Raw genomic sequence first — 12,039 nt, 5'->3', positions numbered from 1 at the left:
CCGCTACCCGTGGATGATGACGGTCTTGACCTCGGTCATCTCCTCGACGGTCGAGCGCACGCCCTCCTTGCCGTAGCCGCTCGCCTTCAGCCCGCCGTAGGGCATCAGGTCGGCGCGCCACAGCGGCGTCCAGCCGAGGTGCACGCTGCCGGCGTCGATCTCGCGCATCGCCCGCACGCCCTCGCCGAGCGTGCCGCCGAAGACGCCGGCCGCGAGCCCGTACGGCGTGCCGTTCGCAGCGTCGATGGCGGCGTCGAAGCTGTCGACCGTGGTGACGGCGACCGCGGGGCCGAAGAGCTCTTCCTGCGCGAACGCCTGGCGGGTGTCGACACCGGTGACGATCGCGGGCGAGACGAAGGCGCCGTCGCGCTCGCCGCCCGTGAGCAGCGTCGCCCCGTCCTCGACCGCGCGGGCGATGCTCTGCGCCACCCGCTCGGCTTCGCGTTCTTCGACGAGGGGGCCGAGTGTCGTGCCCTCTGCGAGCGGGTCGCCCATACGAATCGCCTCAACCTTGGGGCGCAACGCGTCGAGGAAGTCGGCCTCGACATCGCAGTGCACGATCACGCGCTGCACCGAGATGCACACCTGGCCGGCGTTCACGTATCCGCCTGCGGCGACGGCTGCCGCCGCGTTCTCGATGTCGGCGCCGGGCAAGATGACGGTCGGCGACGAAGCGCCCAGCTCGAGCGAGAGCTTCTTCACACCGGCGAGGCTCGCGATGCGCTCCCCCACCCCGGTCGACCCCGTGAACGAGATCTTGCGCACCCGCGGATCGCGCACGAGCGCATCGCCGATCGGGCCACCCGGGCCGGTCAGCACCGAGATCACGCCCTCGGGCACCCCCGCCTCGACGAAGATGCTCGCGAGCGCGAGGGCCGTGAGCGGGGTGGCGCTCGCCGGCTTGAGAATGACCGCGTTGCCGGCGGCCAGGGCCGGGCCAACCTTGTGCAGCACCAGCAACGCGGGGTAGTTGAACGGGGTGATCGCAACGACGATGCCGACGGGCTGGCGCAGCGTGAAGCCGACCTTGTCTTGCCCCGTGCCGGGGTTCGCGTCGAGCGGCAGACTGTCGCCGTACAGTTGCGTGCCCTCGTGAGCCGCGAGACGGATCAGCGCGCCCGAACGGCCCGCCTCACCCTTCGCTTCGGCGAACGGCTTGCCGTTTTCAAGCGAGATGGTCGTCGCGAGTTCGTCGGTGCGGGCGTCGGCGAGCGCCGCAGCACGGAGCAGGATCGCCGCGCGCTCATGCGCCGGCGTGCGGCGCCACTGGGCTGCGCCACGTGCGGCAGCTTCGATCGCGTCGTCGGCATCTTGCGCCGTGGCGAGGGCGACCTCGCCCACGACGCTGCCGTCGAACGGGCTCCGGATCGCCGCGCGCTTGCCGTCGCGCGCTTCACGCCACTCGCCGCCGAGCAGCAGCCCGTAACTGCGGGTGGGGTGCGTCTCGTGCGCCGCGCTGGTGGGGTGCTCGGTGTGTGCGGTGCCCGCCGGTGCTGCCTGCGCTCCGTCGGCCGGCGCGCTCCCCGCCGCTGCTGTCTGATCGCCCATGATCGCCTCTCGTCGTGCCGCTTCATCTTTGATTTGGACCGGTCCAAATTGTACGCACAACGTTTCGCGGAGGTCAAGCGCGTGTTTCGGAGCGGCGGCGGTCACTCGCGGCCCCTCCTCGCCGAGCCCCTCCCTTCTCGCCGAGCCCCTCCCTCGTGCACGCGCAGAAAGGAGGGGCCCGGCAAGATCGGAGGGGCTCGCCACAGAACCAGCTCGCCGCACATCCGGCACTGCGCAACACTGGGCCGGCACGAAAGCAGCCCGACCCAAAAGCGGCCCGGCACGAAACCGCAGCGGCGGGCAGCCCCCCGCGCATGGCACCATAAGAGCGTGAGCACCCCCGAGCCGGCTTCCCGCCCCACCATGCGCGATGTCGCCGAGCGCGTCGGCCTGTCGCGCCAGCTCGTCTCGATCGTGCTGCGCGGAGCGCCGGGCGCCAGTGAGGCGTCGCGCGAGCGCATCCTGGCCGCCGCCCGTGAGATCGGCTACCACCCCGACGACTCCGCACGTATGCTGCGCCGTCGACGCAGTGGGCAACTCGGCGTGCTCTTCACGATGCGCCAGCCATTCGAGGTCGATCTCGTTGACGCGCTCTACCGCCACGCCGCGCAACTCGGCTACACCCTCGCGCTGGGCACCATGGGCGAGCACCGCGACCTCGAGCCGGCGCTCGCAGGGCTCATGCGTCAGCGCATCGAAGCGCTCATCGTGCTCGACTCGGGAGCCGGCATCGACGGGAGCACGAGTTCGCGCACGAACGTGCTCACCGAGCTGCCACCCGGAATCCCCACGCTGCTGCTCGGCGGGCCGACCTCACCCGAGCCCCACGACCGCGTCGATGTCGAGAACGAACGCGGCATCGCTCTCGCCGTCGAGCACCTGATCGCGCTTGGCCACACTCGCATCGCCTACGTCGGCTCCGAAGTCGGTGCGAACGCCGCCCCGCGACTTGCCGGCTTCCGAGGCGCCATGGCCGCGCACGGCCTCCCCGCGCAGGTCGTCGCAAGCGATTACACCGAGCTCGGCGGCCATCGCGCCGCGCTCGGGTTGCTCGCCGACGGGCGCATTCGTGCGGGTGCCGGATCCGCCCCATCGCACTCGACCGAATCCGTCACCGCGCTGGTCTGCATGAATGACCACTCCGCCATCGGTGCGCTGCAGACGCTCGTGCGCGCAGGAGTGCGCGTTCCTGAAGACGTCTCGATCGTCGGCTTCGACGACAGCTCGGCAGCCGCACTGCCCTATATCGACCTCACGTCGGTGCGCCCCGACCCCGACCGCATGGCGCAGTTGGCGGTCGAGACGGTGCATGCTCGCCTGGCTGAGCCGGCAGCGCGCACGGTCACCCGCCACGTGACACCGACCCTCACCGAGCGCGCGAGCACAGCGGTGCCCCGCGCCTGACGCCAATCCGAGCGCACGGCTCGGCGCGCGCCGAGCGGTCGATCCAGCTCGGTGAGAAGTCCGCGCGCATTCGCTACTAGCACGTGCTAGCGAATTGGTGCTAACGTGTCGCCACAGCGCACGAAGTCACGCCACGCCCCACCCGAGGAGCCACATGACCACCGCCGATCGGCACGCCGGCACCCCCATAAGTACCATCACTCCCACGCCCACGCCCACAGGCACGGCCACAACGCCCCCGGCGCTGCTCGCCACCTGTTGGACCACCGCCGGCACCGCACTGCCCTACGCGGGCCACAGCCGCAGCCCGATTCCGCTCGAGCAGCGCGTCGCGGCCGCGGCAGACGGCGGCTGGCAGGGCTTTGGGCTCGTGCACGAAGATCTCGTCGCGTATCTCGAGCGCCGCACCCTCGCCGATCTCACCCGCCTGCTCGACGATCACGGCATCGTGCACCGCGAGCTCGAGCTCATCGAGGATTGGTGGTGCGACGCGGCCGGCGACCCGGAGCGCACTGCGGCGTCGGAGCGGGTGCAGCGCGAGCTGTTCACCGCGGCCGAGGCAATCGGGGCGCAGACAGTCAAGGTCGGGCCCGAAACGCAGGGTCGCCCCGTCGAGCACGCGCGCTTCGTGCAGGCGTTCGGGGCCCTGGCCGATCGCGCAGCCGAGCACGGCACTCGCGTCGCCTACGAGTTTCTGCCGTTCGCGACCCATGCCCCCGCGCTCAGCGACGGCATCGCGCTCGTCACCGAGGTCGGCCACCCCGCGGGCGGGCTCTGTGTCGACATCTGGCACGTCGCCCGCCCGGGCACCGACTACGGCCTCATCGAGCGCGAGCTTCCCGGCGAGTACATCTTCTCGGTCGAACTCAACGATGCCGCTCCCGAGATCGTCGGCGACCTGTTCGCCGATACCGTGCATCGGCGGCGGCTGCCGGGCGCGGGGTCGTTCGACGTGCCCGCCTTCATCCGCGCGATTCGGGCGACCGGGTTCGACGGCCCGTGGGGTGTCGAGATCCTCTCCGACCACCACCGCACGCTCCCCCTCGAGCGCGCGCTCCGAGATACCCGCGAGGCGACTCTCGCAGCGTTCGCTGCGGCGGATGCCGCACCCGCGCTGCCCTGATCGGAGCCGCGTCGACCGCCAGCCCAACAACACCCCACCCCGCAACACCCCAGGAGACCCCATGACCCACACCCCCGTTCGCCTCGGCCTGATCGGTTCTGGCTGGATCGGCGCGTTCCACGCCGAGACCATCGCGCAGCGCATTCCGGGCGCCGTGCTCGCCGCGGTCGCCGACCCGCAGCCCGGCGCCGCCGAACGCGTCGCGGCCCCACTCGCCACCGCCCACCACACGCCCCGGGCTCTGCAGAGCGCCGACGAGCTGCTCGCCGACCCCGAGATCGACGGTGTCGTCATCTCGTCGCCCGCGTTCACGCACACGGACCTCGTCGTCGCCGTGGCCGAAGCCGGCAAAGCGGTGTTCGTCGAGAAGCCGATGGCGCTCACGCTCGCCGACGCCGATCGCGCGATCGCGGCTGCGGCCAGCGCCGGGGTGCAGTTGCAGGTGGGGTTCAATCGACGATTCGCGCACGACTTCGCCGCGGCGCACGAGGTCGTCTCGGCTGGCGGCATCGGGACGCCGCAGCTGCTGCGATCGCTGACTCGCGATCCCGGGCTCGCGAACCCCGGCGCGGTGAAGCCGTGGACGATCTTCCTCGAGACCCTGATCCACGACTTCGACACGCTCAACTGGTTCAACACGGGCGCCCGCCCGATCGAGGTGTTCGCCGTCGCCGACGCGCTCGTCGCGCCCGAGTTCAAGGCGAATGGGCTGCTCGACACCGCCGTCGTCACGATCCGCTACGACAACGGCGCCATTGCGACAGCAGAGGCCAACTTCTCTGCAGCGTACGGGTACGACGTGCGCGGCGAGGTCTTCGGATCGGCCGGCATGGTCACGGCCGGCGACGTGCACGCAACGGCGATGCGGCACTTCTCGGCGACTGGCGCGCAGGCACCCACGGCGCGCCTCAATATCGAGCTGTTCCGTCAGGCGTACACCGACGAGCTGGTCGCGTTCGCGAACGCGGTGCGCGGGATCGCCCCGGCGCCGGGCGTCCGCGCGCCGACCGGCGAGGATGCGCGTGCGGCACTGCAGATCGCACTCGCGTGCGTGCAGTCCGTTGAGGAGAACCGTCCGGTCGCCATCGGTTTACAGCCGACAGCGTAGAGCGAGCGCCTACGCCGAGGCGCGCACCACGAGGGTCGGCGGAATCAGCACTTCGCCTGCGGCCGCCGAGGCCTCGCCCGGCACCGCAGGCGTCAGCGCGTCGAGGAGCGCCTCTGCCGCTTCGCGCCCGATGCGACGGTTGTCGGGGTCGACGCTGGTGAGCGAGATGCGCGGGATCGCGGAGAGTGTCGTGTCGTCGTAGCCGGCGACGCGGCACCCGCTCGGCACCGCGATGCCTGCCGCTTCGAGTGCGGTGATGACGCCGATCGCGGTGAGGTCGTTGACGGCGATGATCGCCTCGGGCAGGTGGTCGGCGGCGAGCAGTCGCTCCACCGCTCGGCGCGCGCCCGCCTCGGTGAAGTCGGCACGCTCGACCCAGGCCCGCGCACCGAAGTCGCGACGCTCCACGGCGGCACGGAAGGCGGATTCTCGCGAGGCAGACACCGTGCCGCCGTCGCCGCCGATGAACGCGATGCGCGAGACGCCCTGAGCGACGAGGTGGTCGACGACGAGGTCGAGCCCCGCCACGTCGTCGGTGCGCACGGTCGCGACGACGTCGGCGGTGGCGTCGATCGCACTGGCCACCACGGTAGGCATCGCGGCGGTGAGCCCGGCCAGTTCGGTGAACTCGGGAATGGTGCCGACGGTGATGAGGCCTGACGGGCGCAGATCGCGGAGTACGTCGAGGTTGTCGCGATCCAGCACCGTACCGCCCGCGCCGTCGTCGACCTGCGCGCTCACGATCATCGTGCGCTTCCCCGCTTCGGCCAGCCGCGCCTTCGCGGCACCCACGATTTCGGCGAAGAGCGGGTTGTGCAGGTTCGACACGAGGATCGCGACGATGTCGCGGCGCCCCGACGAGAGCGACTGGGCAACGAGGTTGGGGCGGTAGCCCAGCTGCGCGGCGGCGTGCAGCACGCGCAGTCGACGCTCCTCGCTCACATTGTCGCCGCCGGTGAACACGAGCGAGACGAGCGACTTCGAGACGCCCGCGACGCGGGCGACGTCGCGGATCGTCGGCGGGCGCGCGGGGGTAGTCGGGCCGCTCTCGGGTGCTCCCGTCTGCTCCGTCATCGACCCTCCTCGCGTCCCGTTCATCTTAGGGGTCGGGTGGCGAGGAGGGTCGTGTCGAACGGCGCGAGGGTGTTCGCGGTGCCGGGTCGCCTAGGCGGCGATGCCCGCACCGAACGCAGCGGTGAAGGCGTCGAGCGCCGCGTTCGGGTCGCCGCTCGCCCAGGCCTCCATGCCGATTACCCCGTCGTATCCGAGGTCGCGGAGTGCTCGGGCCACGGCCTCGTAGCGAATCTCGCCCGTGCCCGGCTCGCAGCGCCCCGGTACGTCGGCGACCTGGATCTCGCCGATCCAGGGCTGCGCCTCGCGCACCAGCTCGACGAGGTTTCCCTCACCGATCTGCGCGTGGTAGAGGTCGAGGTTCAGTCGCAGATTCGGGTGGTCGACCGCGCGCACGAGCGCGAGCGTGTCGGCGGCCCTCGCGAACGGGGTGCCCGGGTGGTCGACCGCGAGGTTGAGGTTCTCGAGCACGAAGGTGCGCCCGGCCGCCCGGCCGAGTTCGGCGACCTGACGCAGCGTCTCGGCCGCGTGCACCCAGTCGGCGCCGCTCACGTGCTCGTGCGGCACGACCGGCAGACCCCCCTCGCCCAGCCCGGTGCCGTGCAGGTTGAGGCGCGGCGAGTCGATGATCTCGGCGGCCGCGAGCGATTCACGCGCGGTGGCGAGCAACTCGCGACGCCCCTCAGCGGTGGTGAGGTCGCCCCGCAAGTACCCCGTCATAGACGAGAACTCGGCTCCGGTGGCGGCGAGCGCCGCGAGGTCTTTCGTGCTCCAATCCCAGATCTCGACGAGCAGCCCGCGCTCGTGAATGCGCTGCACGCGCTCCACGAACGGAAGGTCGACGAAGAGCATCTCTGCGCACGCGGCGAGGCGATAGGTCATCAGGCGATCCTGCGCTCGTACCGTGGCGTTCAGAGCTCGACCGCGACCGCGAAGCCGGTTTCGGCAGAGCGCTGCGCGGCATCTGCGAGGATCAGCGCGGCCCGCCCATCCGCGAACGTCGGGCTGGTGGAAGCCTCGCCGCGCACGAGCCGCACGAACTCCTCGAGTTCGGCGGAGTACGCCTCGGCGTAGCGCTCAAGGAAGAACTCGGGGTAGGCGGGGCGCGCCTCGACCGCGTCGGCCGTCGACACCACCACCGTGTTCGTCTGCGGGTTACCGACCTGCAGCATGCCGCGCGCGCCGAACGCCTCGATGCGCTGGTCGTAGCCGACCGCGCTGTGGCGCGAGTTCACGATCGTGACGACGGCACCGCTCGCCGTGCGCAGGGTGACGACGGCGGTGTCGAAGTCGCCATGCTCGCGGGCGCCAGGGTCGAAGGTGCGCGTGCCGGTCGCCGAGACCGAGACGATCGCGTCGTCACCGGTGAAGAAGCGCGCCATGTCGAAGTCGTGAATGGTCATGTCGCGGAAGATGCCACCCGAGATACCCACGTAGTCTGCGGGCGGGGCTGCGGGATCGCGGCTGATGATGATCAGCTGCTCCAGGCTGCCGATCTCACCGGCGTGCACCCGCGCACGAGCAGCGCCGTGGTTCGGGTCGAAGCGGCGATTGAAGCCGAGCGCGACCGGCACGCCGGCTTCGGCGACAAGCGGGCTGAGAGCGTCGACGCGCGCGATGTCGAGGTCGATCGGCTTCTCGCAGAGCACGGGCAGGCCGGCACGCACCGAGGCTTCGATGAGGTCGACGTGCGTGGGCGTCGGCGAGGCGATGAGCACCGCGTCGATCTCGCCCGAGGCGATGAGTGCCTCGGCCGACTCGGTCGCCGTAGCGCCATAGCGCTCGGCGACGCTGCGTGCACCGTCGATGAACGGGTCGGCCACCCAGGCGAGCGTGGCGTTTGGCGACGCGGCGATGCTGGCGGCGTGCACCTGGCCGATGCGCCCGGTGCCGATGAGTCCGAAGCGGACGGGGGTCTGCGTCATTGCGGGGGTCCCTTGCGATGGGGTGCTGTGCGCGGTGTATCGCGCGCGTACTAGCACGAGCTAAATTGATGTGACAAAGCGAGTGTAGCTCCTGCGCCCCCGGGTGAGCAATGCGTGCTGCTGCGAGCAATCTTGGTCACACGCAGTGAGGGTTTTCTGCATCAGTTTTACTCACCCGCGCGAGCGAGCAAGCACGCAGGCACCCACCGCCGAGCCGCGACCGGTCAGGGGCGCAGGATCGCCGCCGTGGTGCCGCGAACGACGAGTTGGGGCGCGAAGATCCGCGATCCCGCGCCCCCAGTGACCCCAGCGGTGCCCGCACCCCGTGCCGCACCACCAGCACCGAGCTCTGCGAGCAGCACCTCGCCCGCGGCCTCGCCGAGCTCGCGCGGGTCCCCGCTGATCGTCGACAGCGCCACGATGCCGTAGGCGGCAAGCGGGGAGTCGTCGTAGCCGATCACCGAAAGATCTTCGGGCACCACGAGCCCTGCCTCTTGGGCAGCTCCGATCACGCCAACCGCCATCGGGTCATTCACGGCGAATACCGCGGTCGGGGCATCGGTGCCTGATCCAGGCTGCCCAGCTGCGCGACCAAAGAGCGCACCCGACACCGCGCGCGCGGCACCCTCATCGGTCGCGGAGGCCGTAACCACTTGTGGTGTGGCGCTGGCGCCGGCCATCGCCTCGCGATATCCCCGCTCGCGCGCCGCAGCGCTCGCGCCCGGGCCAGAGACGCAGGCGATGCGCCGATGCCCGAGTTCGAGCAGGTGCTGGGTGGCCAGTCGCCCTCCCTCGACCTCATCGCTCGCGATCACCGGGAGGTCGGGCGCCACGAGCGCACGCGTGCCGAGCACCACCGCGGGCACGCCGGCGCGCGCCACCGCCTCGGCGCTCGCTTCTCCGGCGAGCACGATGCCGTCGACGCGCAGCGCACGAAAGGCATCGATCGGATCGACGCCCAGATGGGCGTTCAGCCGGGCATCGGCCACGCTGAGCGCATACCCGCCCGTTTCGAGGGCTGCGCGGAGACCCGCGAGGGCCTCGACGAACCACAGGTTCGCGAAGTCGTCGATGATCACGCCGATGCTGCGCGTGCGCGTGCCCGCAAGCCCGGCCGCCAACCGGCTCGGCGTGTAGTCGAGCTCGGCCACAGCCGCGAGCACGGCGGCCCGCTTCTCGTCACTGACCTTCGGCGAATCGCGCAGCACGAGTGAGACGAGCGACTTCGAGACGCCGGCGCGCTCGGCGACGTCGTAGATCGTCGGTCGTCGCATGGGGTGCCTTTCGGTCGAGGGTCTGGGCGCGAGCTTCAGATTACGTGAGCCCCAGTGCGCGCCGCGCGCGCCGTATTGACAGGACATGGAACCAGAGTTACCGTAATCTCGATTGGAGCGCTCCAACACTAACAGCGCCCACGTTCTCGCAGCAATGAAGCCCCTCGAAAGGAACCCCGTGAACGCATCCATCGGCGTCGCCGTCATCGGAGCCGGCATGGCCGGCAAGGCCCACGCCGCTGCCTACCGCGCAGCCTCCACCCTCTACGCCCCCGTGCTCCCCGAGATTCGCCTCGTCGCCATCGGCGACGTCTTCGCACCCCTCGGGCAAGAGACCGCGAAGCGCTTCGGGTTCGAGCGCCACGTCTCTGATTGGCGCGAGATCGCCGCGGCCGACGACATCGACGTCGTCAGCGTGGTCGTCGCCAATTCGCTGCACCGCGAAATCGTCGAGGGTCTGCTCGCTGCCGGCAAGCACGTGCTCTGCGAGAAGCCGCTCAGCGACACCATCGAAGACGCACGCGCCATGGCCGACGCCGCGCGCGCCGCTGACGCGAACGGCACCGTCGCGCGCATCGGCTTCAGCTACCTCCGTTCCCCGGGCATCGCCTTCTTGCGCAAGCTCATCGATGACGGCCGTCTCGGTGACGTGCAGCACTTCTCGGGCCGCTACTGGACCGACTACGGCTGCCGCCCCGATGCCCCCATCAGCTGGCGCTACCAGGGCCCGGCCGGTTCGGGCGCCCTCGGAGACGTCGGCAGCCACCTCAGCTACATCGCCGAGTTCCTCTGCGGACCCGTTCGCGAGGTTTCGGGCGGCCGCTTCCATACGGCGATCACCGAGCGCCCGAAGCCGCTCGGCCAGGTCGTCGGCCACAGCCGCGGCAACGTCAGCGACGAGACCGCCCCGGTCACGAACGACGACTACGCCACGTTCAACGCCGAGTTCGCGCACTGCGTCGGCACGATCGAAGTATCGCGCGTCGCCGCCGGGCACCCGAACGACCTCTACCTCGAGGTCTTCGGGTCGCGCGGCGCCGCCCGCTGGTCGCAGACCAACCCGGCGCAGGTCGAGGTCATGCTGCACGACGAGCAGGCCGATGTCGCCGGTTACCGCACCATTCCGCTCGGCCCGGCGCACCCGCACTACGCGGGCGGCTGGGCGATGGACGCCCCCGGCGTCGGCATCGGCCAGAACGACCTGTTCGTGCACCAGGCGCGCGCGTTCCTCGAAGAGGTCGCCGGCATCCCCGCCGCCGAGTCGCTGCCGCGCTGCAAGAGCTTCGACGACGGCGTGCACAACATGGAGTTCCTCGCGGCCGTCGCAGAGTCGGCAGCCCACGGCGGCGCAGCGGTCGCGGTCCGCTGATCCTCCATACCCCGAACCTGACACCCCAGAAACGAGCACTCCCATGAAACTCGGCGTCTACAACGCAATCCTCCACGACCGCAGACTGCCCGAGGCCATCGAGGTCGTGCGCGACCTCGGGCTCACCGGCATCGAACTCAACTCGGGCGGCTTCCTACCGTCACTGCACATTCCGACCATCGATCAGATCCTCGAATCCGATGCCGCACGCGATGACTTCCTCGGCATCTTCGCCGGCACCGGGGTCTCCATCGCCGGCCTCAACTGCAACGGCAACCCGCTGCACCCGAAGGCCGCCATCGGCGGTGCGCACGCGGCTGACGTGCGGCGGTCGATCCAGCTCGCCGAACGCCTCGGTCAGGATCGCGTCGTCACCATGTCGGGGCTGCCCGGGGGCGAGCCCGGCGCAACCGTGGTGAACTGGGTCGTTAACGCCTGGAATTCGGCCGCGCTCGACGTGCTCGACTACCAGTGGGACGTGGCTGCGAAGTTCTGGCGCGAGACCGACCGCTTCGCCGCTGAGCACGGCGTCAAGGTCGCGCTCGAGCTGCACCCGCAGAACCTCGTATTCAACTCGGCCGATGTGCACAAGCTCATCGAGCTGACCGGCGCGACCCACGTCGGCGTCGAGCTCGACGCGTCGCACCTCTTCTGGCAGCAGATGGACCCCGTTGCGGTCGTCCGTCACCTCGGCGAGCTCGTGTTCCACGCCGCCGCGAAGGACGTGCGCGTCAATCCCGAATGGGCCGCGATCAACGGCGTGCTCGACAACTCGTTCCGCCGTCTCGGCGCCGACGAGCCGCGCACCAACCTCGGGGGCGACGAGTGGGCGAATGAGTGGCCGAAGCAGTCCGCATGGGACTTCGTCGCACTCGGCAAGGGCCACGACACCGCATTCTGGACCGAGTTCCTGCGCGCGATCCACGAGGTCGACCCCGAGATGTGGGTCAACATCGAGCACGAAGACGTGTCGCTCGGCCGCATCGAGGGCCTCGAAGTCGCCTCGAAGGTGCTGCGCGACGCCGACGCGGCGCTGCAGGCTTCGCTGTAGCGGGGCCCGGCCGTCGCGCGCGGCTCCGCCCCGCCCTCTGGCAGCGGGGTCGCTTTCGGACAGTGCGGCATGGCCGACACCCTCCGAAAGCGACCCCGCTCGCAGATCGCGGGCGGGCGGGCCGGGAGGGGCGCGGGCGACGCCGTCGCGGACGGAGCGACGGGGC

The 12,039-nt window shown here is 70.6% G+C and carries 10 protein-coding genes; 5 read left to right on the top strand and 5 right to left on the bottom strand.

Annotated features, from left to right (window positions below; genetic code table 11):
• Window positions 1-3: 3 nt before the first annotated feature.
• Window positions 4-1,548 carry an aldehyde dehydrogenase family protein gene (locus AMS67_RS03210; protein WP_082305251.1) on the bottom strand — a complete coding sequence of 515 codons (1,545 nt, stop codon included), beginning with the start codon at window positions 1,546-1,548 and terminating at the stop codon, window positions 4-6.
• Window positions 1,549-1,878: 330 nt separating this feature from the next.
• On the opposite strand from AMS67_RS03210, the gene AMS67_RS03205 reads away from it, so the two are divergent.
• From AMS67_RS03205 to AMS67_RS03195, 3 genes are all read left to right on the top strand, one after another.
• On the top strand, window positions 1,879-2,952 hold the full coding sequence (locus AMS67_RS03205) for a LacI family DNA-binding transcriptional regulator (protein ID WP_156316513.1): 1,074 nt from the start codon (window positions 1,879-1,881) through the stop codon (window positions 2,950-2,952).
• A 154-nt stretch (window positions 2,953-3,106) separates the two neighbouring features.
• On the top strand, window positions 3,107-4,075 hold the full coding sequence (locus AMS67_RS03200) for a sugar phosphate isomerase/epimerase family protein (RefSeq protein WP_082305250.1): 969 nt from the start codon (window positions 3,107-3,109) through the stop codon (window positions 4,073-4,075).
• A 61-nt stretch (window positions 4,076-4,136) separates the two neighbouring features.
• Window positions 4,137-5,183 carry a Gfo/Idh/MocA family oxidoreductase gene (locus AMS67_RS03195; RefSeq protein ID WP_053386072.1) on the top strand — a complete coding sequence of 349 codons (1,047 nt, stop codon included), beginning with the start codon at window positions 4,137-4,139 and terminating at the stop codon, window positions 5,181-5,183.
• A 9-nt stretch (window positions 5,184-5,192) separates the two neighbouring features.
• Here the strand turns inward: AMS67_RS03195 and AMS67_RS03190 are convergent, their stop codons facing one another.
• From AMS67_RS03190 to AMS67_RS03175, 4 genes are all read right to left on the bottom strand, one after another.
• A complete protein-coding gene (locus tag AMS67_RS03190; protein ID WP_075201204.1) occupies window positions 5,193-6,257 on the bottom strand; it encodes a LacI family DNA-binding transcriptional regulator in 1,065 nt (354 codons plus the stop codon).
• Between the two features lie 90 nt (window positions 6,258-6,347).
• Window positions 6,348-7,136: a TIM barrel protein gene (locus AMS67_RS03185; protein WP_053386070.1), complete on the bottom strand. Its 789-nt coding sequence runs from the start codon at window positions 7,134-7,136 to the stop codon at window positions 6,348-6,350.
• 29 nt (window positions 7,137-7,165) lie between these two features.
• Window positions 7,166-8,179 carry an inositol 2-dehydrogenase gene (iolG, locus tag AMS67_RS03180; RefSeq protein WP_053386069.1) on the bottom strand — a complete coding sequence of 338 codons (1,014 nt, stop codon included), beginning with the start codon at window positions 8,177-8,179 and terminating at the stop codon, window positions 7,166-7,168.
• A gap of 224 nt (window positions 8,180-8,403) precedes the next feature.
• On the bottom strand, window positions 8,404-9,453 hold the full coding sequence (locus AMS67_RS03175; protein ID WP_053386068.1) for a LacI family DNA-binding transcriptional regulator: 1,050 nt from the start codon (window positions 9,451-9,453) through the stop codon (window positions 8,404-8,406).
• 178 nt (window positions 9,454-9,631) lie between these two features.
• On the opposite strand from AMS67_RS03175, the gene AMS67_RS03170 reads away from it, so the two are divergent.
• Complete coding sequence (locus AMS67_RS03170) at window positions 9,632-10,822, top strand: Gfo/Idh/MocA family protein (protein ID WP_053386067.1); 1,191 nt, start codon at window positions 9,632-9,634, stop codon at window positions 10,820-10,822.
• A 43-nt stretch (window positions 10,823-10,865) separates the two neighbouring features.
• Window positions 10,866-11,873 carry a sugar phosphate isomerase/epimerase family protein gene (locus AMS67_RS03165; RefSeq protein WP_053386066.1) on the top strand — a complete coding sequence of 336 codons (1,008 nt, stop codon included), beginning with the start codon at window positions 10,866-10,868 and terminating at the stop codon, window positions 11,871-11,873.
• Window positions 11,874-12,039 lie beyond the last annotated feature (166 nt).

The organism is Leucobacter japonicus (assembly GCF_001273855.1).
GTDB lineage: Bacteria > Actinomycetota > Actinomycetes > Actinomycetales > Microbacteriaceae > Leucobacter > Leucobacter japonicus.
The sequence above is the reverse complement of the archived record's forward strand: the minus strand, read 5'-3'. Positions and strand labels throughout refer to the sequence as shown.

Excerpts from the sequence above, each read along its gene's own strand:
- AMS67_RS03210 (WP_082305251.1), bottom strand. The coding sequence starts at position 1,548 with ATGGGCGATCAGACAGCAGCGGCGGGGAGCGCGCCGGCCGACGGAGCG.
- AMS67_RS03200 (WP_082305250.1), top strand. The coding sequence starts at position 3,107 with ATGACCACCGCCGATCGGCACGCCGGCACCCCCATAAGTACCATCACT.
- AMS67_RS03195 (WP_053386072.1), top strand. The coding sequence starts at position 4,137 with ATGACCCACACCCCCGTTCGCCTCGGCCTGATCGGTTCTGGCTGGATC.
- AMS67_RS03190 (WP_075201204.1), bottom strand. The coding sequence starts at position 6,257 with ATGACGGAGCAGACGGGAGCACCCGAGAGCGGCCCGACTACCCCCGCG.
- AMS67_RS03185 (WP_053386070.1), bottom strand. The coding sequence starts at position 7,136 with ATGACCTATCGCCTCGCCGCGTGCGCAGAGATGCTCTTCGTCGACCTT.
- iolG (WP_053386069.1), bottom strand. The coding sequence starts at position 8,179 with ATGACGCAGACCCCCGTCCGCTTCGGACTCATCGGCACCGGGCGCATC.
- AMS67_RS03175 (WP_053386068.1), bottom strand. The coding sequence starts at position 9,453 with ATGCGACGACCGACGATCTACGACGTCGCCGAGCGCGCCGGCGTCTCG.
- AMS67_RS03165 (WP_053386066.1), top strand. The coding sequence starts at position 10,866 with ATGAAACTCGGCGTCTACAACGCAATCCTCCACGACCGCAGACTGCCC.